General features: G+C 42.7%; 23 protein-coding genes and 2 tRNA genes. 13 read left to right on the top strand and 12 right to left on the bottom strand.

What is annotated here, in order from left to right; all coding sequences use genetic code 11:
* Positions 1 to 140 precede the first annotated feature (140 nt).
* From F7Y48_RS00975 to F7Y48_RS00960, 4 genes are all read left to right on the top strand, one after another.
* Positions 141 to 800 carry a DUF2726 domain-containing protein gene (locus F7Y48_RS00975; protein WP_316679705.1) on the top strand — a complete coding sequence of 220 codons (660 nt, stop codon included), beginning with the start codon at positions 141 to 143 and terminating at the stop codon, positions 798 to 800.
* A 120-nt stretch (positions 801 to 920) separates the two neighbouring features.
* Complete coding sequence (locus F7Y48_RS00970; RefSeq protein ID WP_005377830.1) at positions 921 to 1,259, top strand: hypothetical protein; 339 nt, start codon at positions 921 to 923, stop codon at positions 1,257 to 1,259.
* Positions 1,260 to 1,438: 179 nt separating this feature from the next.
* Positions 1,439 to 1,515: transfer RNA gene (locus tag F7Y48_RS00965), tRNA-Val, on the top strand.
* A gap of 34 nt (positions 1,516 to 1,549) precedes the next feature.
* Positions 1,550 to 1,626 (top strand) — tRNA-Val (locus F7Y48_RS00960).
* Between the two features lie 138 nt (positions 1,627 to 1,764).
* On the opposite strand, the gene F7Y48_RS00955 is transcribed toward F7Y48_RS00960, so the two are convergent.
* Both F7Y48_RS00955 and F7Y48_RS00950 read right to left on the bottom strand, forming a co-directional pair.
* Positions 1,765 to 2,061, bottom strand: coding sequence for a YkgJ family cysteine cluster protein (locus F7Y48_RS00955; protein WP_074191235.1), 297 nt, complete (start codon positions 2,059 to 2,061; stop codon positions 1,765 to 1,767).
* 223 nt (positions 2,062 to 2,284) lie between these two features.
* A complete protein-coding gene (locus F7Y48_RS00950; RefSeq protein WP_104974183.1) occupies positions 2,285 to 2,731 on the bottom strand; it encodes a DUF3291 domain-containing protein in 447 nt (148 codons plus the stop codon).
* Positions 2,732 to 3,120: 389 nt separating this feature from the next.
* Between F7Y48_RS00950 and F7Y48_RS00945 the strand changes: the two genes are divergently transcribed.
* Positions 3,121 to 4,617: an EAL domain-containing protein gene (locus F7Y48_RS00945; RefSeq protein WP_258507944.1), complete on the top strand. Its 1,497-nt coding sequence runs from the start codon at positions 3,121 to 3,123 to the stop codon at positions 4,615 to 4,617.
* Positions 4,618 to 4,790: 173 nt separating this feature from the next.
* On the opposite strand, the gene F7Y48_RS00940 is transcribed toward F7Y48_RS00945, so the two are convergent.
* Complete coding sequence (locus tag F7Y48_RS00940; protein ID WP_005393452.1) at positions 4,791 to 5,678, bottom strand: DMT family transporter; 888 nt, start codon at positions 5,676 to 5,678, stop codon at positions 4,791 to 4,793.
* Positions 5,679 to 5,788: 110 nt separating this feature from the next.
* Between F7Y48_RS00940 and F7Y48_RS00935 the strand changes: the two genes are divergently transcribed.
* From F7Y48_RS00935 to F7Y48_RS00915, 5 genes are all read left to right on the top strand, one after another.
* Positions 5,789 to 6,271, top strand: a complete 483-nt coding sequence (locus F7Y48_RS00935) for a MarR family winged helix-turn-helix transcriptional regulator (protein WP_005393451.1) — start codon at positions 5,789 to 5,791, stop codon at positions 6,269 to 6,271.
* 24 nt (positions 6,272 to 6,295) lie between these two features.
* Positions 6,296 to 6,649, top strand: coding sequence for an MmcQ/YjbR family DNA-binding protein (locus F7Y48_RS00930; RefSeq protein WP_005393450.1), 354 nt, complete (start codon positions 6,296 to 6,298; stop codon positions 6,647 to 6,649).
* A gap of 77 nt (positions 6,650 to 6,726) precedes the next feature.
* Entirely contained in the window at positions 6,727 to 7,161 is a 435-nt protein-coding gene (locus F7Y48_RS00925) for a DUF962 domain-containing protein (RefSeq protein WP_012841889.1), read from the top strand.
* 208 nt (positions 7,162 to 7,369) lie between these two features.
* A complete protein-coding gene (locus tag F7Y48_RS00920; RefSeq protein ID WP_046874879.1) occupies positions 7,370 to 7,681 on the top strand; it encodes a hypothetical protein in 312 nt (103 codons plus the stop codon).
* A 208-nt stretch (positions 7,682 to 7,889) separates the two neighbouring features.
* Complete coding sequence (locus F7Y48_RS00915; protein WP_104971620.1) at positions 7,890 to 8,504, top strand: sugar O-acetyltransferase; 615 nt, start codon at positions 7,890 to 7,892, stop codon at positions 8,502 to 8,504.
* Positions 8,505 to 8,548: 44 nt separating this feature from the next.
* Here F7Y48_RS00915 and F7Y48_RS00910 read toward each other — a convergent pair whose 3' ends face one another.
* The 7 genes from F7Y48_RS00910 to metA all read right to left on the bottom strand — a co-directional run bounded on the left by F7Y48_RS00910 (position 8,549) and on the right by metA (position 18,656).
* Positions 8,549 to 9,640 carry a sulfate ABC transporter permease gene (locus F7Y48_RS00910; protein ID WP_316679704.1) on the bottom strand — a complete coding sequence of 364 codons (1,092 nt, stop codon included), beginning with the start codon at positions 9,638 to 9,640 and terminating at the stop codon, positions 8,549 to 8,551.
* A 1-nt stretch (position 9,641) separates the two neighbouring features.
* Complete coding sequence (locus tag F7Y48_RS00905; RefSeq protein WP_104971622.1) at positions 9,642 to 10,118, bottom strand: hypothetical protein; 477 nt, start codon at positions 10,116 to 10,118, stop codon at positions 9,642 to 9,644.
* A gap of 9 nt (positions 10,119 to 10,127) precedes the next feature.
* Entirely contained in the window at positions 10,128 to 13,295 is a 3,168-nt protein-coding gene (locus F7Y48_RS00900) for a response regulator (protein ID WP_395205868.1), read from the bottom strand.
* Positions 13,296 to 13,452: 157 nt separating this feature from the next.
* Complete coding sequence (locus F7Y48_RS00895; RefSeq protein WP_258507937.1) at positions 13,453 to 15,612, bottom strand: GGDEF domain-containing phosphodiesterase; 2,160 nt, start codon at positions 15,610 to 15,612, stop codon at positions 13,453 to 13,455.
* Entirely contained in the window at positions 15,612 to 16,541 is a 930-nt protein-coding gene (locus F7Y48_RS00890) for a phosphate/phosphite/phosphonate ABC transporter substrate-binding protein (RefSeq protein ID WP_316679702.1), read from the bottom strand. The genes F7Y48_RS00895 and F7Y48_RS00890 overlap by 1 nt, the downstream gene beginning before the upstream one ends.
* Positions 16,542 to 16,810: 269 nt before the next feature.
* Positions 16,811 to 17,536 carry a type IV pilus biogenesis/stability protein PilW gene (gene pilW, locus F7Y48_RS00885; protein ID WP_053807335.1) on the bottom strand — a complete coding sequence of 242 codons (726 nt, stop codon included), beginning with the start codon at positions 17,534 to 17,536 and terminating at the stop codon, positions 16,811 to 16,813.
* Positions 17,537 to 17,714: 178 nt separating this feature from the next.
* The gene (gene metA / locus F7Y48_RS00880; protein ID WP_316679701.1) at positions 17,715 to 18,656 is read right to left on the bottom strand and encodes a homoserine O-succinyltransferase MetA; all 942 of its coding nucleotides are present in this window, start codon (positions 18,654 to 18,656) and stop codon (positions 17,715 to 17,717) included.
* Positions 18,657 to 18,996: 340 nt separating this feature from the next.
* Here metA and F7Y48_RS00875 point away from each other — a divergent pair, with 340 nt between their 5' ends.
* A complete protein-coding gene (locus tag F7Y48_RS00875) occupies positions 18,997 to 19,383 on the top strand; it encodes a DUF6559 family protein (RefSeq protein WP_012841885.1) in 387 nt (128 codons plus the stop codon).
* A gap of 172 nt (positions 19,384 to 19,555) precedes the next feature.
* Positions 19,556 to 19,891 carry a DMT family transporter gene (locus F7Y48_RS00870; RefSeq protein ID WP_065646842.1) on the top strand — a complete coding sequence of 112 codons (336 nt, stop codon included), beginning with the start codon at positions 19,556 to 19,558 and terminating at the stop codon, positions 19,889 to 19,891.
* A gap of 74 nt (positions 19,892 to 19,965) precedes the next feature.
* Here the strand turns inward: F7Y48_RS00870 and F7Y48_RS00865 are convergent, their stop codons facing one another.
* Positions 19,966 to 21,393 (bottom strand): APC family permease, encoded by a 1,428-nt coding sequence (locus tag F7Y48_RS00865; protein ID WP_316679700.1) that lies wholly within the window; start codon positions 21,391 to 21,393, stop codon positions 19,966 to 19,968.
* A 696-nt stretch (positions 21,394 to 22,089) separates the two neighbouring features.
* On the opposite strand from F7Y48_RS00865, the gene F7Y48_RS00860 reads away from it, so the two are divergent.
* Entirely contained in the window at positions 22,090 to 23,040 is a 951-nt protein-coding gene (locus tag F7Y48_RS00860; RefSeq protein ID WP_258507932.1) for an LpxL/LpxP family Kdo(2)-lipid IV(A) lauroyl/palmitoleoyl acyltransferase, read from the top strand.
* 70 nt (positions 23,041 to 23,110) lie between these two features.
* On the opposite strand, the gene F7Y48_RS00855 is transcribed toward F7Y48_RS00860, so the two are convergent.
* The gene (locus F7Y48_RS00855) at positions 23,111 to 24,583 is read right to left on the bottom strand and encodes a carboxypeptidase M32 (RefSeq protein WP_182036546.1); all 1,473 of its coding nucleotides are present in this window, start codon (positions 24,581 to 24,583) and stop codon (positions 23,111 to 23,113) included.
* Positions 24,584 to 24,754: the final 171 nt, after the last annotated feature.

The following is a 24,754-nucleotide window of genomic DNA, read 5'->3' as shown; positions in this document are numbered from 1 at the left end:
ATTGGCTCGTTTTTATTGGGGAGTCAAATTTTCTGTATCACGCTATAGTAGTGGCTCCTCAAAATTGCGAGGTTTTGTTGCTCTGCATAGCATTTCCATTTACGCTTTGAGCAACGAGTTGTTTTGGATGCACTTTATTTATGACCAACATTTTTATCATTGTTGTTCTTCTGGTTTTATTCTTCTTTGTTATTCAAAAGTACGTGATTAAGCACGACGACACGCGTGATTATCCTTATCGCTCGAAAGGTCCTCTGCTCAGAGGTCAAGAGGGTGCGTTCTATAATGCGTTAAGAGCGGCGGTAGGGGAGCATGCCGTAGTATTCGCGAAAGTAAACATGTCCAGTTTGGTTACGCCAAAAGAAATCAAAAATAAGAAGCAGTTTTTTGTCGCGAACAATCGCATATCTCGAAGTTATTTTGATTACGTTATTTGTGATCCTAGGACGCTAGAGCCGCGTGTGATCTTTGAATTGGATAACGGGCAAGAGTTAAGCAAGGGCAAGGTAGAAAGACAAAAGTTACTGATCCATGTTTGTAAGACGGCAAACCTACCTTTAATCGGCGCTTCGATAAAGCACAGTTATCAAGTTGGGCGATTACGTCGTTTGCTTGCAGCACACATTGATTTGATTGAGCCCGATAAAGAAGTGCGCTTTTGTAAAAAATGTGGCAGTCCGATGATCATTAAAACCGCAAGCCAAGGTGAATTCAAAGGTCGACGCTTCTTTACTTGCAGCCGCCAACCAAATTGTACTTACACCGAGAATTACAATGTGGTGTTTGAGTCGGACGACTAAAGACGACAGTTGAACAGCAAAACTGATGAGGCTTTGATTCGAGACAATCAAAGCCTTTTTTGTATCAGTCCTCAAGGCAAGACCTATACTTTGAAAAAGAGTGCAGAATAGGGAAGCCATATGCGATACGGATGGATTTTGTCAGCGTTGTTCATCGCATCTAATGTTAGTGCGATACCTAATTTGAAACCACTGGAGTGTGAGTTAACGGAGACACCCCAAGATCATTTCTTGTTTTACCGAGAGCAAATGGTTTACCACAGTGAGCAGTTTGTTATATTTCAAAACTTCAAAGGCAGGGTGAGCACTCAAGTGGACGTCAAAACAGGAGAGTTGATCCGTACAACCTATATCGGCGAACCATTTAAACCTAAATATCAGATTTTGTTTGGTACTTGCCCTAAGGTATCGCAAACCTTACAGATTTGGATGCTCAGTGAAGTGCCTTACGACAATTAAGTGAGATAATAAAAGTTATATAGATCACACTTTTAAACCCAGCAGGCTCAGTCCTTGTCGATAAAATCATCTGAAAACGCGTGTTGAGTTTACATTTTCGCCAAACGGTTCAAAGTTGGTAAATTTGTGCTTGCACCGTCGTTCGCTTATAGCTAATATCCTCGTCGTTCCAGAGAAATGCGTCCGTAGCTCAGCTGGTTAGAGTATCGCCTTGACATGGCGGGGGTCGGTGGTTCGAGTCCACTCGGACGCACCATTCTGAATTGAATGGATAGGAACATAAAAAATTTGGGTCCGTAGCTCAGTTGGTTAGAGTACTACCTTGACATGGTAGGGGTCGGCGATTCGAGTTCGCCCGGACCCACCAAATTTTAGAAAAAGCCCACCAAACGGTGGGCTTTTTTGTATCCATAATTTGTTGATACTCAGATTTAAACACCTTATTTTTCCTTTGTACACCCTCTACAAATACTCCGCATTGCCATCAGTGTAAATTTGAGTGGTTTTACAAGAATTTAACTCGCTCATCTAAACATTCATTGGAGCCCATTTCGAATTCGCGGCAAATCCAAGGCCTATTTTCGTAAATCGTACACATTAATGTGTCTCTGTCTAAAGCTGCACACCAACCATCATTTAGCCGCATCATTGTTTCGCCTCCATACTGGTCACGCGCAATAAACTCTTCAGGTACGCCAGTATCAGAAATAATCATAACCTCGAGACGGCAACAACAAGCCTTACAGTTAGAGCAAGATACATCAGAGGGCAGGGGAGAGGGAGTCTTAGTTGGTATAATCATGAATAACTACAATTTGGTCAATTGTGCATGGTACCGTAAATTTAGCACGAATGAACTTTATTTCTGAAATAGAACACCCTATTAACGATAAACCAAGTGAACGCATTTTATGCGTTCACTTGCCCGCCTTTCCGAGTAAGTCGGTAGAACTGACAGTGATTCACACCAATTAACCTTATAGTCAGTGTAAATTTGAACGCCGATTCTTTGGCATACGTGTACTTTACACAAGATCTGCTTCTGTAAAGTTTGTTTTAAATGTGAAAGCAAATGGCGTATCTCCGTTTTCGCGCAAATGCTGAAGGCGTAACAAGGCTTCTTGTGGTGTTGGTATATAACCGTCTTCTACCCACCACAGAACATAGCTATCCACCGCTAAACGATGAAACCATTCGCTTTTTCGGCGCATGAAATCTCTATGACCGGTACGAAACATAAAGTTTTTAAGTGAGTCAGTACTTTCCCAAATAGACATGTTTACAATCATGTTCGGGTCATCAAATAATTTAATGTTTGTTGCATCACCGGAGTCGTCTTTTAGACGCCAAATAAAGCCTTCACTTTCTTCAGCTATACCATTAATTAAGTCCAAATTGTCTACGAACTCTTTAATTTCTGGTGCATCCAAAGGATATTTAGCAAGCGCAATATTTAATTGAGCTAATTTCATTTCATGACCCTCCCTGGTCGATAAGCCTGTAATGCTGGTAAAAAGCTCTAAGTAGCTTTTCCTATTTTATCATGCAGTGTGTTGCTAGTGCCTTCAAAGGTCAATTAGAAAGTTAGTGACTGTGGCGAGTCATTGGATGGCAAAAAAGTCGTTTTATACATTGGTTATGTTGAGCATAACCCCCTCTTTTCTCGCGATTATCGTCGGTAAGTCTCACTCAAGAGAGTTGCTATCTTGGATATGCAGCAGTACTCTCATTTTTCTGTGGCAAGCCTTGCTCTTCTATACTTCTTATTGAGATTCGATCCTCACTTTTTGGTGTGTGAACGTGAGATAGTGTTCATGTCACTCTTTAATTTAAGTTGTTTGGCTGAACGTTAGGAGGAACTTTGATTACAAAGATAACAAGAAATGCCATTTTGCTTGGCTTAGTTCCCATTGCAGTTTTTGTTGTGGCTTTTAATTCAATAGCCAATTTTTACATCAGCTATATCAAAGAGACTAAAATAGACACCTATGTCGATTATTTACACCAACGATCCATGTATTTGGATGAGGCGATTGTAAAGCAGGTTGCGCAGTTAGATTTCACGTGCAGTAATAGTGATGTTAGAACATTACGCGACCCACGTTTTTATAATCGTTACATCCGTTTTATTGCGATGGAAACGAATGACGGTAAAACATGCTCCACGATTGGTCGTGAAGTATCTCATTTATCCAATGCGCAACGATTTCAGCTTGGCGAAAACTTTTTTGCATCACTTATTTTACCGGAACACCAAGATCAAGTTGAGTGGATGGTCATTTATGAAAATGAACATGTCGAAGTTGTCTGGGTTCTCGATAATAGTTGGGTTAAAGAAGTGATCAAAACGCCTTGTGAAGACTGTTTGTTCGTCGAGTTTATATATGATGAGCCTGTATTTGGAGATTTAACAATAAGTCGAGGAAAACCAGCCATTGCAGCAGAAGAAGCGGCAGTTTCAAAGGAGTTATTCTTCTCGGCTGATTCTCAAGCTAATATGCTCATCAAAATACACAGTGGCGAGAAACTGAAGAGCTATGCTCAGGAAAGAGTCTTTCTATGGGGAGGCCTAGTCAGTGTGCTTATGGGGCTGGCTTTTGCGTTTGTATATGTGTCCAGTAAGAGCTTGAGAAAGTCTATCAAAGGTTTGATCCAGAATGGGATTAATAATGCGGAATTTGTCCCTTACTACCAAGCGATTGTCGATAGCCGTGATGGTGCGACAGTGGGGTATGAAGCACTGATTCGGTGGTCTCGCCGTGATGGTATGGTGCCGCCAAACATGTTCATCGGCGCTGCAGAAGAAAGTGGTCTGATTGTCCCAATGACGAATCAGCTTATTCGTAAAATCATACAAGATCTTAGTGTGTTACCTGAGCATGTGTGGGTCAGCATCAATATTGTTTCTTCCCATTTAGAGTCAGGTGAACTCACTAAGTTACTGTCAGAACTGAATTGGCCATGTCCGAAGAGAGTGCATTTTGAGTTGACCGAGCGAATTCCTGTAAAAGATACAGAGGCAGCGAAAAAAGAGATTTTGTATCTGGCGAATAAAGGCTACAAGTTCAAAATTGACGATTTTGGGACTGGGTATGGCGGCTTTTTTTATTTGCAAGATCTGGGTATCCGATGCTTGAAAGTGGATAAGATGTTCATCGACCCAATAGGCTCTGATGACCAAAAATTGAAAGTGTTGGATTCTATTGTCTCGGCAGCAAAGAAAGCGGAATGTGAGATGATTGCAGAAGGTGTAGAGAGCGAGGCTCAAGTCGCGTATTTGGCTCAGCATTCTATTTACCTTATTCAAGGGTATGTCTACGCTAAACCAGAGCCTATTAACAACCTTGTGATGACTTAAAGCAAGGCATAATGGGGCGTATTCATTATTAAAGGTGTCTTTCGGCACCTTTTTTATTGCTGAACCTTTTGGGGTTCACTGTTCCATAAAAAACCTGTTGAAGTCTTAGAATTCAAACAGAGTTTACAGAGAATATGAACGCCCGATTTTAGCATCGGGCGTTAGGATTTTACTTAGGAAGAAAGGGCGGCTTTTTTGGTTTTTAATGAAGCGATCAATTGAGGGAGCAATGACATAACAATCATCCCTAGCATCAAGCTGTATTGGAGAGGGGTGAAAGTCTCACCTAATAGCAGCAAACCTGACACAATGCCCGCAACGGGGTTGGCAATACCACCAAAAGTAAAGTCAACGACCGACATACGCTGCAATAGCCAAACATACATGCCGTAGCCTAATGCAGTGTTCAGAATGATCACCCACAGCAGCCCAAGGGTGTTCGTCATTGATAAGTTTTGAATGGCTGTAACGTATGGCTCTGGATTGTTTATTGCCAGCACGCTTGTTGCGACAGACATAATCACACCACCCAAAATGAGCTGCCATGTTAATACTGTCCACCAATGCATTTTCGTTCCTAGTGACTTCGTTACGCTACTGCCTACCACAATACACATGATGGCGGAGATCATCGCCAGCAAGCCCATAGGGTTGAGCGAAATAGAACTAGGATCAAATAAGAACCAAGCCAAAGCAATCAAAGTCGCTCCACTTATTGCCTGTATTGCGCTTGGCTGGCGCTTATAGACTGCCCAGCCAAACAGCATCGCAAAAACGGGCACTGATACCATACCGACACCTGAGATCGCAGAAGGAAGCGTCAACGCCATGACAAAAATGAGACCAAAGAAGCAAGCGATGTTGATAGTTCCTAAAACAAGCAGCACTTTCCATTCACTCTTTTTCGGGAAAGATGGCTTTATTGCGAGGAGCAAAAGACCCGCAGGCAATGCTCTTAGCGCACCAAGTAAAACGGGAGGCCAGTCCGGAAGCGTAAACTGAGTAACAGCATAAGTTGTCCCCCAAAAAAAAGCCGGGATCATTGCAAGCAAAATATTCATGTTAAATATCTTTACGTTGAGATAATTAATTGTAAAGATATCGGTAAGGTTACTTTTTGTAAAGTATCTTTATGTTAAAATAAAAATTAAATGACGTTTGGAGAGAAACCATGGACGCAATTGATAGAGTGGTAGAGCAGTGGGCTAAGGAGAAGCCAGAGCTCGACACTGAACCGATGGCAATTATGGGTCGGCTAATGCGAATTGCTAAGCACATGGAGTGTCGGGTCGCTGACCTACATAAGAAGTACGATCTTAAGATGGGTGAATTTGATGTGTTGGCGACACTTCGCCGAGCAGGTTCACCATATTGCCTTACTCCCTCAGCGCTAATTGATTCGATGATGCTCACTTCGGGCGCGATGACGAACCGATTAGATAAACTCGAGAAGAAAGGCTTTATTACCAGAACACACAGTAAAGAAGATAGACGCAGTGTCACCGTTGAGTTAACTGAAAAGGGCTTAACCTTAATTGACAAGTTGATCTTAGAGCATGTGGACGTTCAGCAATCGCTGCTACATGGTTTAGAAGGCAATGAGAAAGCGCAGGTTAACCAGGCGTTAAGACTACTATTGCCTTTGTTTGAGTAAAAGATACAGGAAGGGTGGGACGGAATGAGAAGCAAAGAGTTAGAAGGTTATTTAAGTACCTTTATGTGTGCGGAGAGTGATTTCCCATTTGGGCCAGAAGCGCTTGTATACAAAATCAAAGGTAAAATGTTTGCGATTATTGCAGAGAGAAACGGTCGGGAGTATGTCAGCGTAAAAGTAAAACCAGAAGATGGAGAAGTCTTAACATCGCAGTTTACGGACATCACTCCTGGTTATCACCTAAATAAGCGTCACTGGATAACGGTTTATTTTAATGGTGATGTGGAAGATGGATTGATTCAGGATTTATGTGAACGCTCTTATACTCTCGTCGTTGCCAAACTACCAAAAGTGCAACGAGCATTGCTTGGTCAGTAATAGCTATTACAGAAAAATTCGCACCTTTTCCATCCTCAAGCTATATAAGAATAAGTAGGCGGAAAAGTAGGAATGATATGCGAGCATTATCTGAATGGCTAAAAGAATATGGGGAGAGCCATCAAAACCCCATCAACCAAAAGATTCACACAATCGCAGTTCCGGGTATTTACCTATCTGTGGTCGGTCTAATTTGGTCAATTCCTCAAATCTCCATCTTGGGTTTCGAGTTTAACTGGGTCTGGATTGCTGTCATACCGGTATGGGTTTTCTATTTTCGTTTGTCTCTCAGCGTCTTTATGATGATGTTAGGGTATACATTAGCGTGCATCGGCCTGATATGGTCTTTGGAGGTATTGGCGCTGCCCGTACTGCATATTTCGATGCTCCTATTCGGTGTACTGTGGATCTTGCAGTTCATTGGTCACAAAATAGAAGGGAAGAAACCGTCTTTTTTCGAAGATTTGCAGTTTCTTCTTATTGGTCCAATTTGGGTGTTCCGAAAACATTAACTCACTCCGTAATTAACAAGCTGATATCTCCCTGTATTGCACGATCATGCTAGCGTCCATAAGGTCGTAAAATGCGCAGCATGATGTGCCGCTTTCTCATTGCCATGACAAGCATTCGCTTCTGATTCACACTATCATTAGAGTGCAGCTAAAGCCGTTACTTTGCCTGAATGTTTGTGGCTAGTGACATTGTCACTTGGGGGGATGAATGTACGACCGACAACATAAATATGCCTATTGGCGAGAAGAGCGTAAAAAAGGCAAATGGCATTACATCATGAAGTCTTTTTTTATGATTTGTTGCGCACTATTGCTTGGTAAAGTCATTGGTTTATTCATTTTTGGTGAGCTGCACTCCCTGAGTGATATTTTGGAGCAGCTGCCCGCGGATCTTTTTATCATGATGCTAGTGGGCTTCCCGGTTAGTGTTATCGGCTGGTATCACGAGGAGTCGAAGTTTTTCCGAGCGTTACGACGTAAAGAAAAGCGCTTGAAAATGAAACGAGATAAACAAAGCTAACTCTGCATCGAGCTTTGTGTTATTTACTCGTCTGATTCACATATTTCTTTCAAGTTATTCGGTATTTTGCGTTAGGCCTCGCAAGCATGTCATTAAACTTATTGCAAAAAACGACATCATGCATTCTGTTAGCCAATCTTGACAGGAACTCGTACTGCGAGGTGTTCCAGCAGCCTGAGGCTACTGGGCAGATAGAACGGAGGATATTATGGATAGTGAATCAATGCTTCATAGTCAGAAAATATATTTTTGTAATGATGAAGCGTTAGTCGAGCAGCAAACACAGTGTTTAGAAGTTCTTTACGATTACAATCAAACTCGGCCTTCTGAATCTGAAAAGCGCACAGAAATATTACGACGTTTGCTCGGCGCTGTTGGTGACAACTGCTATTTTGAGCCGCCGCTTCGAGCGAATTGGGGGAGGCATACATACGTTGGTGATAACGTGTATGCAAACTTTAACTTAACCCTAGTCGATGATACGTATATCTACATTGGCAATAGCGTCATGATTGGACCCAATGTGACACTAGCAACGGCAGGCCACCCGATTGAACCGGAGCTCAGAAGAGAAGTTGCGCAATTCAATATCCCTATTCATATTGGTGATAATGTATGGATCGGCGCTAACTCAGTGGTATTGCCTGGCGTCAAGATTGGAGAAAACAGCGTAATTGGTGCTGGTAGCGTGGTAACGAAAGATATACCAAGTGATGTTGTTGCGGTAGGGAACCCGTGTCGTGTATTGCGAGAGATAGGCGAACATGACAAAGAATTCTATTACAAAGAGCGTCAAATCACGCACAACATGTATCAACGATAACAAAGGTAAATGCCCATGGTTTATACGGAGTCAGTATAGAAAAGTTAAAAAACGAAATTTAACATCAGGGTGTAAAGATTGGCGCTGTTATCTTCTGGTATTGATGAAAACGCGCCAGTATCGTTATTGTGGGCGTTAAACTTTTGCCATTCAACATTCAGTGACACGTTATAATCTAGGTCGTATCTCACCCCAAACAGATAGCTGTCCCCATTCTTTGTATCACTGCTATTAAACTGCTGGCCGTAAACTATGTAGGGGGTCAATTTATTCACGTTGTAACTCGTTGTTGCGTACCAAGAGGAGGAAATGTTGCTGGTTTGTCCTTCAGCCATTATCACAAGGTTATCAAGCTCATACCTTACTCCTAGAGAAAACTGGTCAATCGTGTTGCCTTTTTCTTTTAGAACCAAGCGGTCAATTAACATGGCTCCCCCTTCAGGTGTGGATTGCTTGGTATTGGAGAGAACCGTAGTTTGGTCATAATCGCCATGTAGATAAGAAAAGTTCAAACGGTAGGCATTTCCGCTGAGTGTTAAGTTTATTCCGGCTGTGTTGTCTGATTCGATCTTCAGTTCAGTGTCTTCGTTGAGGGTGACATCACTGCTGTCTTTAAACCCTATAAACGGCATTGCAGTAAGCATGATTTGCTCATTGAGGTCGTGATTCCAGCGAATGGATAAACCATTGTAAGCGGTGATGCCTAATATGCTGTCATACACTTCATTTGGTGGTCGAGCTTGAGTAAAAGCGTGACCGACATAATTATACTCAGACATCAAAAACAGCGGCAGCCTCAATCGTCCCCCACGTATCTCTACATTTTTATAGGTATAAGCTAAATATGCCCACTCTAATTGGGGCGAGTTCCAATGATCTTGCGGACGCTTGACTATCTGTGCGGATGCTCGAAATGCCTTGTAAAAGTAATCAAGTTGCAGGCCGAAGGTTGTGTCACAATCGTAGCAGGCTTCATCATGAATAAAGCGGTTGACGAGAACCGTTGTGGAGTTATCCGACTTAGACCAAGATGTCGAACCAAAACCACTCAAAGACAGGTGATCTGATAACTCAATGGTGGCTAAGCTCGGAAAGGCGACAACACTCAGTGATAACATGGTCAAATATTTTTTCATATTAATCCTCCGAGCTCACCACACACAAAATACGAGCATTTCCAGGCACGCTCGACGCAGGGGCATAACCAATCCGATTGGGCTTTTCTTGCATCCACGTGATCAGCGCATCAATGCTAGAGTTTGCAATCACTTTGGGTGGTCTCGCTTTGCCTGAAAAAGACAAGCTTGCCCAGTGCGCGTTCATTTGCGCCAAGTTTTTATTGAGAAGGTAGCGATAGAACTCCGCTCTCTCCGCTGATGTCGCTGGCCAGTCAGATAGCTCAATTCTCTGCCCTTGTAAGAGTTGCGTTTTTCCTCTGTACAACTTTCGCGCTTTATTGATGGTTAGGGGCGAGAACTCATTATTAAACGAGAAAACGGCGTAGCTCTCTGCAGCAAGTACTTGACTATCTATGGGTAGAAGGAAAACAACAATGAATAGGTAGCGTTTTATGCAGCGCAAAAGAAAACAGAGGAGAGAAATGTCGCCGCTCATCATCGCTACCTATATCGCATTTTCAATCTGGTACAACAGCTTTTCTCTACGAACAGGCTTGGGTACATAAGCGTCCATGCCTGAATCGAAGCAGCGTTGAATGTCATCATCCACAACACTTGCCGTTAGCGCGATGATGGGAGTCTTCGGAAGACCCTTACTTGCTTCGTAGGCGCGTATTTGTCGCGAGGCTTCGAACCCATCCATGATCGGCATCATGCAGTCCATCAAAATGATGTCGAACCCACCGTCTTTTTGGAACATTTCGACCGCAACCTGTCCGTTTTCGGCCACTTCAAATTGATAACCAGCTTTGGATAACAGCAGCGAAGCGACTTTTTGATTTACTCTGTTATCTTCGACGAGCAAAATCCGTTCTGAGCGAATAGGCGTCACGGTCGCTTCTGATTGTTCAGCATGCGAGGTTTTTTCAGGAGTGTGAGTGGTGTTTGTTGCCAGTCGCTTTTCATCAGAAGCAATATTGGAAATGCGTAGTCCAATGGCTTTATCTAATTTCTCTTTCAACAAACCCGCTTTAAAAGGTTTGGGCACATAATCATCCATTCCAACATCAAAACACTTTTGAATGTCATCATCGACTACACTTGCTGTTAGCGCGATAATTGGGATTCTGATCGTCCGTTTTTCTTTGGCTTCAATTTGACGGATCATTTTGGTTGCTTCAAACCCATCCATCACCGGCATCATGCAATCCATTAAGATTAAGCAGTATTGATTCTGTTGAAACATATCTACGGCTTCTTCTCCGTTTACGGCGATATCAAAGTCGAAGCCCGCTTTTGTGACGTGTAATCCAGCGATTTTTTGATTGACGGTGTTGTCGTCGACCACCAAGATTTTTGGGAAAGTCTTAGCATTGGGTGTGGTCGTGTTCTCTTTGTTTACTTGAGAGAAGTTTGCAGCACAAGTTTCAAGTGCTTTTACTAAGCGCTGTCCTAAGAGGGGTTGAGTGACCAATGCACTAATGCTGTTACCAAAATCACGTTGGGCGCTATGAAGGTGTTTAATAAGACAAACTCGAACATTTTGCATGCAAAGTCTTTTCATTTCACCTAGATGTTTGGCTGCGGTATTTGGAGAAGTTTCTACGTTGATAACAATGATGCGCTCGTTATCAATCCACGTTGGCAGAGCATCCAGTGTATTTACTGATTGCTGAACATTGATGTGGAAAAAGCTCAACTCGTCACGCAGCTTTTGCTCCAAAGTAGGGTTGTTGCAAACTATCCATATATCGTTGTGATTAAGGGAGTGATAGCCATTGAACTCTTGAGTCACAATTGGAGCCGTAAGTTTGAAGAAAAATCGGCTACCTTTTCCTTTCTCGGATTCAAGCTGAATCTCACCGCCCATCAACTCTACCAGCTGCGTGCTAATTGCAAGCCCGAGCCCTGTCCCTCCAAACTGTCGGGTGGTGGAGTTATCTTCTTGGGCGAAAGGAGCAAATATCTTTTTTTGTTGCTGCTCATCAATACCGATCCCTGAGTCTTTGACTGAAAACTCGATGCTCGCTTCACCATTTTTGATTTCTCTAGTGATGACAGAGAGTTCAACGCAGCCTTGTTCGGTGAACTTTACGGCATTGGACATGAAGTTCATGATAATTTGGCGTATACGGTGATCATCCAACATAACGTGATAGGGCGTATTGCGGCTGATGCTGACTTGAACGTCGATGCCTTTTTCTTTCGCTTTCGGGGAAATAATAGAAGCAATATCGTAGATGGATTCACGAACACCGGTTGAATGAGGGCTGATAAGCAACATACCAGATTCAATTTTAGAGAAGTCCAGAACATCATTTATTAGGCTCAACAGTAATTGCGAGGAGGTTTCTATCGTGTCGACATAATCACGCTGTGTCGCCGTTAGCGGCGTGTCTGACAAAACTTCTGAAATGCCAATAACGCCGTTTAACGGGGTTCGAATCTCATGAGACATATTCGCCAGAAAGCTACTTTTGGCTTTGCTTGCCTCGATGGCATCATCTTTCGCCTTTTCAGCATCTTCTTTGGCTTGAGTTAACTTTTGTCTTGACTGCTCACGTTCGTAACTCAGTTTTTTTACCTCTTTAGCAAACTTACTGAGCTCATCTTTCCCTTTGGTCAACTCTGTCAGTGGTGAGTTTTCATTGTTGTCCTCTTCGTAAGTGTCTCGACTTAGGAATTCGAGGACTAAATTCAAGTTGCCAGTGACTTTGCGCACTAACCTCAGTGTCAAACTCACAACCAGCAATGTCACGAGGCTCATTAGCGCAATGAAGCCAATGCGGTGCTGTGTTGTTTCACTGATCGTCTTGGATATATCCTTAATAAGTTGCTGTTCCATCTGGTCATCAACGTTACGTAATAAACTTAAGCGTTTATAAAGCGCAGATAACCCGTCATCTATTTGAGTGGGTGTCAATACTCTAAGGTTTGATGGCTGCAACAAATTGGCTCGAAATGCTTGGCTTTTAGCAAAGACATTATCGGTAAAGGTTTCGATGAGGAGGTTGACTTGCTGCTTATTCGCATTAAGTGTGACAAAGCGTTCGAACAGCAGTTGTTGGTTCTGGATTAATGATTGGATACTGGCTTGGATAGCTGGATCGTAAATCTGCCCCTGCTCTGTAGATTCCACTAAGTATTTGCTGAGTCTATGCTCTTCTGTTGACCAAAACATTAACCACTCAAGCTGCATCAATGAGGAGAGGTGAGTATTGGTTTCATAACTTACATGGCTGAAATAGACTCTATCCAAACTCAAAAGAATCTCTTTGAATGTGTCGGCACGCCACTCAGCAGCATCTAACTTATCTTCTGTATTATTGGACGAGAGCATTGACAGTGTTGCTTCTTCGAAATTCGTGAGCTGATTTAATATATCGGCATTGTCGCCAAAAACAGGTGAAGCTGTATCTTGTAAAGTTTGAACGAGCTGGCGGGTTTCTTGAGCGTTATTCGCGACCCTTGGATCGCTCGTCAAATAATACAGTGAGGAAACACGATCTATATATTGGGAGAAGAGCTGTGCTTTTTGAAGTTCTTGAGCTTGGATAGAGAGGTTTTGTACATGTTTACCTGCAAGAAGCAATAACAATAAGATTGGTAGTAGGACCAATCCAAAAAGTTTCTGCTTTACAGACAGGTTGTTCCAAGCAAATATCCCGACCACACGCGTTTCCATATCCAAAGAGTTGATATGAAAAGTGTAGTTTACCTATCTCAAATGTTAGATTTTAAGAGGAAATTCATACTTGCGAGATGGCGAAGTGTGACCAATATTGCAGAACGAATCCCCTTTAATTCAATGAACGCGATAAATTATTCAGTTAAGCATAGTTGCTGGCGGTTGAGTCATCTATTGCTTGGCGTTGTTGCTCAAACTCTATGATTTCTTCTGCCGGCACCGGTCTACCCAAGAAAAAGCCTTGAACAACGTCGCAGTGAAGCGATTCCATCCTTGTTAGTTGGGTCTGGGTTTCTATGCCTTCAGCTACCACTCTCATTCTTAGGTTATGAGCCATGGATATAATCGCACGGACTAATGAATCATCTTGTTCATTTTTTTGGATTTGAGCGATAAATGAACGGTCAATTTTAAGCCCATCAAACGACATTTGTTGTAGGTAGGCGAGGGCTGAGTACCCAGTTCCAAAATCATCTAGCCACACTTCTACGCCGTTAGCTTGTAATTTTTTGAGCACGTACTGCGCTTTCTCAATATCATCAATAAACAGAGACTCTGTCACTTCAACATGAATGGTTTGAGGGGGGACTTGATATTGTTGTAAATATTTCGAAAAGAGCTGACTTAAATCTTGGCGGTAGATCTGCCTAGGAGACAAATTTAATGCGATATGAAAATCAGCAGTGAAATGACCCGCCCATTGTGCTCGCTGGCTAATTGCTGTCTCGATGAGGTATTCACCAAGCTCTAAAATTAAGTCACTTTGTTCTGCAATCGGGATAAATAATTCTGGGCTGATATAACCCTTCTCTGGGTGATTCCACCTAACCAATGCTTCGACACCAATCAACTGGTAGGTGTTGAGGTCGAACTGGGGTTGATACCAAAGCTCGAACTGAGATAAATCACGTATTGAGCGGCGCAGTTCCTTTTCTATGTATAAGCGTTGCTTCACGGTCTCATCAAACGCGGAATCGTATATCGTCATGATATCTTTGCCGCGTCGTTTAGATTCTTGCGCCGCCAGTGAGGAGAGTTGTAAAAGAGACTCTGCGTTTGAGCCAAATTCCGGATACACCGCGACTCCAAGGCTTGCCGTAATTTGAATATCGTTCTCTTCCAAATTAAAAGGAGAAAGCAATTGGCGATGAATATCGTCCGCTTTTTCTCTAGCGTGGAGGCTGTCTTTGCATGGAAAGACCAGCACAAATTCGTCAGCGCCGACTCGGCTTACGATGGTTGAAAGACGGTAAAGAGGCTGGAAGTAACTCGGCAAACGACCTTGAAGTTCTGAGGCGAGATGACCTAGCAATTTATCTCCGATGCTATGCCCGTAGTTATCGTTAATATGTTTAAAGTCATCCAGATCAATAAAAACAACCGCGAGTGAGGGAGATCTGCGGTTCGTTATTTGCTTTTGGATATCAATGAGCAACTTTTCTCGGTTAGGCAGGGAGGTAAGAATGTCGTGATACGCCATGAACTCCACCCGGCTTGTGTATCGGTTCACTTTGTTCGACATTTTGTTATACGCCGAAATAAGATCACCCACTTCATCTTTACTTTTTATATCAGTGATTGGCAGTGCTTGAGTATTTGACTCTGTAAATTGTTCTTTAAGTTGTTTGAGTGGTTTTATTAATGAGCGACCCAAAGCATACGCGATGGCACTTCCGAGCAGAACGGATATCGCACTGATCGTGAGCAGCAAGTTAAACATCTTTTGCTTATCGTTTGAGGTAAGCGCTTGTACTTGCGCAATGTTTTGTTCTTTCTCTTCTAATAGATGTGCTAGGTTGAGTTCAAGATACACCGCGCCCAGTGTGATATTCGATTGCTGAATCGGTGCCGCAATTTCTAATTGATGTTTAGAAAAAGAAATGAGAATTCTAGACTCTTCTATTGCTTTTAAAATAAAGCGAGAACGGTAATGAGGCTGGGCAAACATACTCAGCTGAGTCGTACCGTCGTGAAAGATTAGCCCTTCATTATCAACAACGTGTATCTTCGAGACATCTGGTTGGCTTAATGTTGCTTTAATCTGCTCGTATGCTTGGCTGATATTATCCGTATAGAGTGGGTCAAAAAGTTGCTTTGATAATAACTCTGCGTAAACCAATCCTTTTTGCTTGACGTAAGACTCTGTTTTTTCTTGTGAGTTCTCGGTGATTTGGCGGGTTAAGTTATTTGAGTACGTATCGTAACCATGCATATATAGTACGAGGTTTATCACTACGACAAACAGGACAACAAAAATGGTCGAGCAAATGTATTTAGTTTCGAGTGAGAGTTTATGGAACATCAATCCACCTTCGGTAACAAGTGAATAGATGTTCGAACGGTATTTAAGGACGCGGACATTTCTGGCGTTAGAGCGGTGATCTTTTTCGTGTTTTGGAACTGTTTAAGTGCTAGGGCACCTTGCTGAGATGCCTCCATACCGAGCAATATTGACGTGATTTTATGTTGCTGATCTTGGCTTAAGGTCGGAGAGGCGAGAATTAAGTCTCTAGGTATTTCTACCGAGCGAGCGAAAATCGTTAGTTTGCCTTTCATGCTTTCTGGAAGATCTTTAGGGTTGCTCCAATTGAAATTGCTGAACGCTCCTGCTGCGACTCTCTGCTTATACACCCATACTGACAGGTTGATTTCATTCGATTGAGCCAAGTGCTCGTCAAGGAATAAATATCCAATACTGTCTTTGGCTGGTTTGTCATCGGAGGAGGGGAGGTATTCTAATTTCTCCCCTTGATTAAGCAGTGTAATAGCGGGTAAGTAATAGCTGCTGGTGGATGTACGCTTTTCAAAAACAAGTGTTTTTCCGCGCAGGTCAGAAATCGACTCGATACCACTCTCTTTGTGGGTAAAGAATACCGTATGATATTTTTGTAAACCTTTTTTCCAGCGTATGGCAATGGCTTGGCTACCAGACTCTGCCTCGAGGGTCATTGCATTGAAGGGGGTGGCTGTTGCAATTTGAACGGTGCCATTTTCAAGTGCCACCGCGAGCTGGCGATAATTTTTAAATACTTTTACAGCACCCTTGGTGTATCCGTATTCAGCCAAACCATTGGTCACGTACTGCGTGAAAGGCGCCGACTTTTTGATTTTGCTTTGAGCTTTATTGGAAACAATGCCAAACGTGAATGTTTTTTCAATATTTTCTTGTGCACTGACGACAAAAGGCGAACTCAGCAAAGTGAGTGATAACAGAGTGCAGGCAGGTTTCATCCGGCTTCAACTTCCTTCTGGTGCATGTCAGTAATATTTAGCATTTATCAATGCGCCCCAAATCAATAGTAGAAACAGTATGATGTACAAATTTCGTTTTACTAGCGCACTTTTATAACGTGACTTGGTCACTTATTCCGTTCAAATAGTACCGAATTTGAAGTTTATGTACAGGATGAATGTTTCACCGTGGGTTTTAATTCACTGGATTCTTAGTCAAGTTCAGTAGTGTCTGTGAGCGAGTACACCTTCTTTATCATGATGTCGTGTTAAGAAAACCTCTCCAATTGCTTTTGATATTTTTTCTCGAGTGCTTCATTACCTGCTGCACGTTCAAGTTGAATCATGAGCTGTAAAGAGGGTTTCTTAACGCCATACATTTGATTAAATCTCATTAATCGAATTCTGGCTTCAGTGTAATTGCCGCTATCAATTTCTAGCTTGGCTAGCTGCAAAATAGATTTTGGCCTATGAGGGTCATGATCAATAGCTCGGGCGAAGTAGTATTTCGCTTTGTCTTTATCTTGTGACTTCAACGCGCAAAATGCGGCGTTTTCATAACTGGCCGGAATGAGATAGTAATAAGGTTGCTCAATGGCTCGATTAAACATTTGATCGGCTTTCTCGAAGTCACCCCGCTTGCAAAGAAAGGTGCCGTAGTTATTGAGCACGTTACCGTTTTTGGTGTGTTGGCGTAGAGAACGTTTATACATTTGCTCGGCTTTAGCATCTTCACCAACCGTTTCATAGTAGTGAGCCATCGATAACTGAGCACGATAGTATTGAGGTGCGTGGGTTAAGGCTTGTTGCAAGTTATCATGCGCGCGAATCATATTGCCGCCTTCTAAATAACCTAGGCCAAGTGCGATACGTGATTCTGCCATTGCTACAGGATCGGCTTTAACGACAGGGCTACCATCTTCTTTCACCGTCACGCAGCCCACAAGTGCAAACTGAGAGATTAATAGTAGTGCACCGAGCTTTGTTGTTTTCATTCTTTGTCCCTACATCCCTGAATCTCCCAGCATGATATGAATTACGTAGCAAAAGCCTATGGAGGAAAAAACACTATGCGATCAGGTTTGCAAACTGGTATGAAAAAGCCGCCATATGGCGGCTTGGTTCACATATTACATTTAGGCATCATAAGCGCTTTGTTTGCGTGCTTTGAGGTTAATCGTCTTTAGTAAAAGCGTCTTCACTGAAGTGATCAAGATCATAAGGTGTTTGCTGGTAAACGCAGTAGTTCAGCCAGTTTAAAAAGAGGAGATGTCCATGACTTCTCCAACTGGCAATTGGTGGATTATCAGGATTGTTGTTTGGATAGTAGTTGACGGGAATGGCTGGTTCCATGCCTTCGCTTAAATCGCGGACATATTCGTTATGTAAGGTATGCGAATCGTATTCAGGATGCCCAGTAACAAACACATTTCTCTTGTCTTTTGTTGTAGCTAAGTAAACACCTGCAACATCCGATGTGGCTAGGATGTCTAAGTCGGTATGTTCTTCTAAAAAGTGAGGTGAAAAGTCGGCATAGCGTGAATGAGGCGCTAAAAATGTGTCATCAAACCCACGTAACATAGGATGGAATTGATGATGAATCTGGTGATGGTACACGCCTGAAAGTTTTTCTTTACGCGTTTTTTTAGGTAGATCGTAGAGCAACTTCAACCCTGCTTGTGCTGCCCAGCAGACATAAAGAGTCGATGTCACATGATCTTTTGCCCATTCCATGATGGTTTTTAGGTGGTCCCAATAAATGACATCTTCAAATTGAACCAAACCTAGTGGCGCACCAGTAATGATCATGCCATCGAAATTTTTATCTCTCACCATTTCAAATTGACGATAAAAAGTATCCAAATGTTCGGTTGGCGTATTTTTGCTTGGGCGGTTATCAATGCGCAATAACTCGACATTGACTTGTAATGGGCTGTTTGAGAGTAGACGCAAAAACTGAGTTTCAGTTTCTATTTTTTTTGGCATCAGATTCAGGATCAGCACTCGTAAAGGACGTATTTCCTGACTCGCAGCACGCGTTTCACTCATTACGAAGATGTTCTCTGTCCTTAGCACATCGGTAGCTGGTAATTGATCTGGAATTCTAATTGGCACGACTTTCTCTCCCTAAGTATAGTCAATCTAGACGTCTATACTTCTAAAGCTAACTTAATTAAGTTTAGATGTCGATACGAAATATGACTTTTCAATCTACTCTTTACATTATGGTAAACCGAGCTCGAAGCTGTCACACAATTGTGACTAGAGCGGAGTTTCTGATGAGATATGTTTGAAACGCTGGTCGTACTATTTGCTGGTAATTATGTGATCACGTTAATATGCGAAAGTGACTTCGTTGTAAGGAAGTCTCAGATTAATGAGCCATACTAAAAACAATCAGCTCACCAATATGCATTAAAGTGTGTATTTGGAAACATCGTCAGTGGAGGACATTATGTTCGGTATTTTTAAAAGAAAGACAAAAATTCAGAGCATCGCTCAAGAGGTTCCTAGCGTACTATTGCGCTTGTTTGGCGATAAAGATACTTATACGCCGAAAGAAATTGATCAAGCCCTTCAAGAGCTTGGTCATGATAAGAGCAAGGATCTAAGTCATTATCAGTATGCCTATGGAATGTTTGCCAATGAAGCTTCTTACGAGCAGCTAGGGCTGACGGATGAGTTAGGTAATTATGGTCACTTTCAACGAGAAGTGGGCAAGATGCTACTCAATACACCAGAGCCAATTGATATGCACATCTACTTTGAAATTGCTCGGCAGCACCAAAAAGCAGGCTTGTCGCTTACTCATCAAGAAGTGAGTGAAAGCGATGGCGTGTGAATGTCTCTATATTCAAGTGATCACGCTGTGAATCCTGCATTTTGAAGCTGCTTGAGTAAGAGGTATTCCATCGAGAGATGAGTTGGTATAATGCGCGACCTAATTATCCGGACGTGTTGTCGGTTACATTTCTGTTGAGCGTTAATGCCTTATGTTCAAAATGCTTGTCTCTATGCCGCCAATGTTGGCGCTGTCGATCGCGATTGTATGTGAAGTGATTGCCACTTCCTATATTCCCAAAACAGAGCAATTTACGAAAATGATGCCGAGTACAGTCGTTCTGATTGGTTACGGCATTGCTTTCTTCTTGCTTTCCGTCACGGTAAAAACGATGCCTGTTGGGGTTGTTTACGCCATATGGAGTGGGGCGGGTATTGTTTTAGTTGCGACGGTTGGCTACTTTGTTTATGGACAGCGGCTAGATTTGCCGGCGCTTGTTGGCATTGGGTTTATCCTCACTGGTGTGATGATTGTTAACCTGTTATCCAAGACTGTAGGACACGGATAACTAACACAACTTGTGATGCCAAATAAAAAGCCGTAGCGAGAAATTGCTGCGGCTTTTTAATGTCAATCCAATAGTTAACTTACTAGTACCTCAAGAATTTTGCTTTGTTGACGATGTTTTCGATTGCGATACATCACGGCGGCGAACGCTGGGAGGCTAAATGTGATAAACCCTAATATCAGTGCATATGCCCCAGTTTTTGCGCTAATTCCTGCTGGTACGTCAAAAGATACAACAATCGTCACCAAGCAACTCATCAAGCCTAATCCTGCCACTAAACACATTCCTATTTTTCCGCCCGCAATTCGAAATGGGCGCTCAATATCTGCGTGTTTGTAGCGTGAGACCAAAAAGCTAACAAAAATACAGATGTACATCACCATATAGAGCTGAGTCATCAGGATATTCAATAGCCACATGCCTTGATTGACGTTTGGAACAAAAATGAAAACCAAAGAGAGCACGCTAACAATCGCGCCTTGCAAGAGCAACAATGAGACGGGAGCTTGGTTGCGGTTTTCTTTGGCGAGCGACATCGGCATGAAACTATCTTTTGCGGCAACATGCAGACTTTTAGTCGGGGCGATTATCCAGTTATTCAGGCTTGCAAGCGTGCCAAAAACAATAGCAAGGGCAATGACAGGCAGCAGGAATGAGAGGTGCAGATCATCAAAAAAAGCTTTGAAGGCAAGTATCACTCCTTCGCTCAAACTAGAATGGTCACTTGAGACGACCGAAGAAATGGACAGTGAGCACGCCGTCAGAGAAACCAAGATTAAGATTGTGGAGATCAGCAGAGCTTTGGGATAGGCTTTTTGCGGATTTTCGACTTCGCTTGCATAAGAGGTCGTGATTTCAAGGCCTGTAAGTGACAGAACTACCGCAGTAAAACCCGCTCCGATCCCATCTTGAGAAAGGTCCGGCAACCAGTCAGATACGTGGCGAAGCGAGATATGAGACTCACCAGGATGGGTATACGCCCAGTACCCGCCTAATCCGATAATCAATAGAATCGGAAATATCAAACCTAGGGTGCCGAATACATTTGTAATCAGGGAAGAGAGGCGCAAGCCAAAGATATTAACTAAAGTTAACGCCCAAAAAATCACATTAATCATCACCAACATAAACATGTTGTTTTGCGCCAGGTCTGGGAAAAAAGGGTAGGCCCCCGTGGCAACAATGAATGAAATTAACGGTGGATAGTAAACAATATTTTCAGCGTATTGATACCACACGGTGGCAAAGCCAAAGTTTGGCCCTAGTGTTTCTTTGCCCCAAAGATATACACCACCTTGCTTTGGATAAGTGGTACTTAGCTCAGCACACACTAGCGCTGTAGGGACAAAAAAACAGAGTCCAGCAAGTAAGAAGAAAGAAATGGCATGGCTACCAAACAAAGCCGCCCCAGGAATGTTCCTTATGCTGTCGACCGAAGTTACGGTAATCATGATGATAGAGAAAACACTCAATTTAACGGCGGATTTAACGATATTGCTCATTCGATACCTTTAATGGATGAGCGCACAACTTCTAGGTTGTAAAAGTAGCGTGCTACAAGTAAGACTCGCGTATTGTAGATTCCTCATAAATAGTGGGTATATAGCGAAAAACGGTATGTATTTATCCGAAAATGAGCTGAAAACAACGCGCTTTATTTCCATGGGATATAAACGAGTGATATGTCGGATAAATAAACACTTATAGCGATAAATTAGAACCTTTAGGTAAAGGTTTGACTTTCCCCTAAGGTCAAGGAGTACATTAACGCCATATCGAAATGAAACGATGGAGAAACACAATGGGATGCTGTAACCAAGCGCCAAAAGGTGGCACCGGAAAGTTGTCTTACTTATTCAGGGTAATGGTTATCATGTTTATTGTTATTTTCATGATAGCTGCATTATGGGGTTAAAAAAACACCATTATCTAGCGCATTGAAAACACAAAGTTATGTTTGTCCAAACTTTATGAAGGTGTGGTAGATTAATCACTCCAATCGATGTTAACGTGGTGATTCATCTTTGCTGCTTTTTCATCCCCCTACATATTTCTGCAAAGTTCTTATTGTGTAGTGTGTCGAAGAACCATAGAATCCGCGCGCTTTAATTTATGTTATTAGCGCTATCAATGATAAAAGTGCAGTCCATTATCATTGTTTTTATCACTTATAGATGGGCACATCTGACAATACTCACATGAATAAATACCAAAAGCCTGAATTCAAGGCTGAATTTCTTTTGCCTCGTTACTGGGGAACCTTAATTATCATCAGCGTGATGTACTTACTCAGTCTCCTTCCTTTCAAAGTTCAGTTAGCATTAGGACGTGGCATTGGCCGTTTAGCCATGCGAATCATGAAAAAACGTCAAGTTACGATTAGACGCAATCTTGAGCTTTGCTTTCCTCAGATGGAAGAATGCCAACGCGAAGCAATTTTAAAAGACAATATCGACAATACAGGTATTGCGCTATTTGAGACCGCGATGGCATGGTTTTGGCCTGATAAACGGGTAAACAAACACGTTACGATAAAAGGAATGGAGCACCTCGAGGCTTTAGAAAAATCAGGCAAGGGGGCATTAATGTTGGCCGTACACTCGATGAACTTAGAGTTAGGTGCTCGTGCTTTTGGCATTAAAAAGTCTGGCACTGGTGTTTATCGCCCAAACAACAATCCGTGTTTTGATTACTTTCAATACAAGGGACGTTCTCGCTCTAATCGTACGCTTATTGATCGCAAGAACGTTAAAGCCATGCTTGAAGCGCTTAGAACGGGTGAGCGGGTCTGGTATGCACCGGATCATGATTATGGAAACCGACGCTCGACGTTTGCGCCATTATTTGCCGTTAAAAATGCTTGCACGACGACAGGTACAAGTCTGCTGGTTGATTCGACAGATTGTGCCATTGTGCCTTTTACGATGGTAAGAGGAAAAGACGGACACTATACCTTGACGATTAGTGCGCCAGTCAACGGTTTCCCGAAAGAAGATCCTCAAGGTGCGGCAGTTTTCGTGAATAAGATAGTTGAAACATCAATCATGGCAAGTCCGAGCCAATATATGTGGCTTCACCGCCGTTTTAAAACCAGACCTGAAGGCGAGGATTGTTTGTACAAGCCAAGGCTTATCCCTAGCTTGGCATAGTATAGAAAGAGCCTAAAAAAGCCCAAGGAACATACGAACCTTGGGCTTTTACGTTCTATTCTTTTTCTATTTACAGGTAGCGGCCTTTTAGGTGCGCTTGGAAGTGCTTAGCATTTAGTGTTTCACCCGTTGCTTCTCTTACGAGATCATCTGTTGTTAATAAGCTGCCTTTACTCCAGATGTTCTTCGACAGCCAATGGAATATCGGCGTCAGATCGCCAGAGCGAATAACCGCGTCCACATCTACTGTTTGCTTCATTGCGGCCATGAACTGGGCTGCGTACATCGCACCGAGAGTGTAAGACGGGAAATATCCAAAACTTCCATCCGTCCAATGAATGTCCTGCATACAACCGTTTTTGAAATTCCCTTCCGTTGAGAGCCCCAAATACGCTTTCATTTTTTCGTTCCAGAGCTCTGGTACGTCTGTATGCTTGATGGCACCGTTCATAAGATCACGTTCAATCTCATATCGAAGAATAACGTGGGCAGGGTATGTTAATTCGTCCGCATCTACGCGAATAAAGCCTTTCTCTACGCGAGTGTAGATTTTGGCTAGATTGTCTTTTTCAAATTCATCCCCAGAAAAATGCTTGGAAGCCATGTGAGCAAGGTGGTCGATAAATGCGTTGTTTCGTCCTATTTGCATTTCAAAGAAGAGCGATTGTGACTCATGAATTCCCATAGAGCGGGCTTGACCAGCTGGCGTTCCTGCTAAATCTTTTGGTAGCCCTTGCTCGTATCGGGCATGGCCAGTTTCGTGGACGATCCCCATCAATGATTGGACAAACTCGCTTTCATCATAACGTGTTGTAATACGCACATCTGTTGGCACACCGCCACAAAATGGATGGACACTTTCATCAAGCCGACCGTGTTCAAAATCGAATTGAAGTAGCTTCATGACTTCCAGTCCCAGCGCTTTTTGTTTTTCCGCAGGGTAGTGCGCAGTTGGCAATAAGATGTTGTCTGATTGCTGTTTTTCAAGCGCTTCGTCTATCAAGGAAGGTAGCCACGTTTTTACGTCAGCAAAAAGCGTGTCTAACGATGCAGACGTTGTGCCTGGTTCATAAATATCAAGCATGGCATCGTAAGGCGTTGTGCCGTTTGCTTCGGCTCTAATTTGCGCTTCTTCTTGCGATAGCTTGACGACTTCTGCCCAGTTCTTTTCAAAGCCAGACCAGTCATTTTCTCCTCGTTGCGTACGCCATGCATGCTCACATTTGGAGCCAGCAAGAGATTGAGCTTGAACTAATGATTCTGGTAGCAAGTTAGCTTGTTGCCATTCACGTTTCATTTCTCGTAGGATGGACTTTTCACTCGCAGATAGCGTCTCTTCTTCTGCCTGAGCGAAAAGCTCGCCCAAGTGTGGCTGAGTCATCAATGAGTGGATGTGTACATCAAGCTCTGCCATAGCATTGGAGCGTGCTTCAGCGCCACCAGATGGCATGACCGCTGCTTGGTCCCAACCTATGATGGCAGAGAGGTGCTCAAAGTTTGCCACTTTTTTGGAATGTTCAATGAGTTTTGTAAATGCTTTCATGTGACTACTCTTATTCTTTTGTTCTTTCCCTAAACACCCGATAACGGGTCCTTTACGTCGAGTTGCACGAAACAACCTGCGTTAATTTACTAATAATTAACAATTAATCGTCACTCATTGTCCATAAATTCACTCAGTTGTATAGCTCTCTTAAAAAAGAAGCTTGCGAAT

Origin of the sequence: Vibrio sp. 2-1-2a (assembly GCF_032648565.1) — a bacterium.
GTDB lineage: Bacteria > Pseudomonadota > Gammaproteobacteria > Enterobacterales > Vibrionaceae > Vibrio > Vibrio diabolicus.
Note: the sequence above shows the minus strand (reverse complement) of the source record. Positions and strands in the feature narration are given on the sequence as shown.

Bases quoted from the DNA above. Each gene is read 5' to 3' on its own strand.
- F7Y48_RS00975 (WP_316679705.1), top strand. From the start codon at position 141: ATGACCAACATTTTTATCATTGTTGTTCTTCTGGTTTTATTCTTCTTT.
- F7Y48_RS00970 (WP_005377830.1), top strand. From the start codon at position 921: ATGCGATACGGATGGATTTTGTCAGCGTTGTTCATCGCATCTAATGTT.
- F7Y48_RS00955 (WP_074191235.1), bottom strand. From the start codon at position 2,061: ATGATTATACCAACTAAGACTCCCTCTCCCCTGCCCTCTGATGTATCT.
- F7Y48_RS00950 (WP_104974183.1), bottom strand. From the start codon at position 2,731: ATGAAATTAGCTCAATTAAATATTGCGCTTGCTAAATATCCTTTGGAT.
- F7Y48_RS00940 (WP_005393452.1), bottom strand. From the start codon at position 5,678: ATGAATATTTTGCTTGCAATGATCCCGGCTTTTTTTTGGGGGACAACT.
- F7Y48_RS00935 (WP_005393451.1), top strand. From the start codon at position 5,789: ATGGACGCAATTGATAGAGTGGTAGAGCAGTGGGCTAAGGAGAAGCCA.
- F7Y48_RS00930 (WP_005393450.1), top strand. From the start codon at position 6,296: ATGAGAAGCAAAGAGTTAGAAGGTTATTTAAGTACCTTTATGTGTGCG.
- F7Y48_RS00925 (WP_012841889.1), top strand. From the start codon at position 6,727: ATGCGAGCATTATCTGAATGGCTAAAAGAATATGGGGAGAGCCATCAA.
- F7Y48_RS00920 (WP_046874879.1), top strand. From the start codon at position 7,370: ATGTACGACCGACAACATAAATATGCCTATTGGCGAGAAGAGCGTAAA.
- F7Y48_RS00915 (WP_104971620.1), top strand. From the start codon at position 7,890: ATGGATAGTGAATCAATGCTTCATAGTCAGAAAATATATTTTTGTAAT.
- F7Y48_RS00910 (WP_316679704.1), bottom strand. From the start codon at position 9,640: ATGAAAAAATATTTGACCATGTTATCACTGAGTGTTGTCGCCTTTCCG.
- F7Y48_RS00905 (WP_104971622.1), bottom strand. From the start codon at position 10,118: ATGAGCGGCGACATTTCTCTCCTCTGTTTTCTTTTGCGCTGCATAAAA.
- F7Y48_RS00895 (WP_258507937.1), bottom strand. From the start codon at position 15,612: ATGTTCCATAAACTCTCACTCGAAACTAAATACATTTGCTCGACCATT.
- F7Y48_RS00890 (WP_316679702.1), bottom strand. From the start codon at position 16,541: ATGAAACCTGCCTGCACTCTGTTATCACTCACTTTGCTGAGTTCGCCT.
- pilW (WP_053807335.1), bottom strand. From the start codon at position 17,536: ATGAAAACAACAAAGCTCGGTGCACTACTATTAATCTCTCAGTTTGCA.
- F7Y48_RS00875 (WP_012841885.1), top strand. From the start codon at position 18,997: ATGTTCGGTATTTTTAAAAGAAAGACAAAAATTCAGAGCATCGCTCAA.
- F7Y48_RS00870 (WP_065646842.1), top strand. From the start codon at position 19,556: ATGCCGCCAATGTTGGCGCTGTCGATCGCGATTGTATGTGAAGTGATT.
- F7Y48_RS00865 (WP_316679700.1), bottom strand. From the start codon at position 21,393: ATGAGCAATATCGTTAAATCCGCCGTTAAATTGAGTGTTTTCTCTATC.
- F7Y48_RS00860 (WP_258507932.1), top strand. From the start codon at position 22,090: ATGAATAAATACCAAAAGCCTGAATTCAAGGCTGAATTTCTTTTGCCT.
- F7Y48_RS00855 (WP_182036546.1), bottom strand. From the start codon at position 24,583: ATGAAAGCATTTACAAAACTCATTGAACATTCCAAAAAAGTGGCAAAC.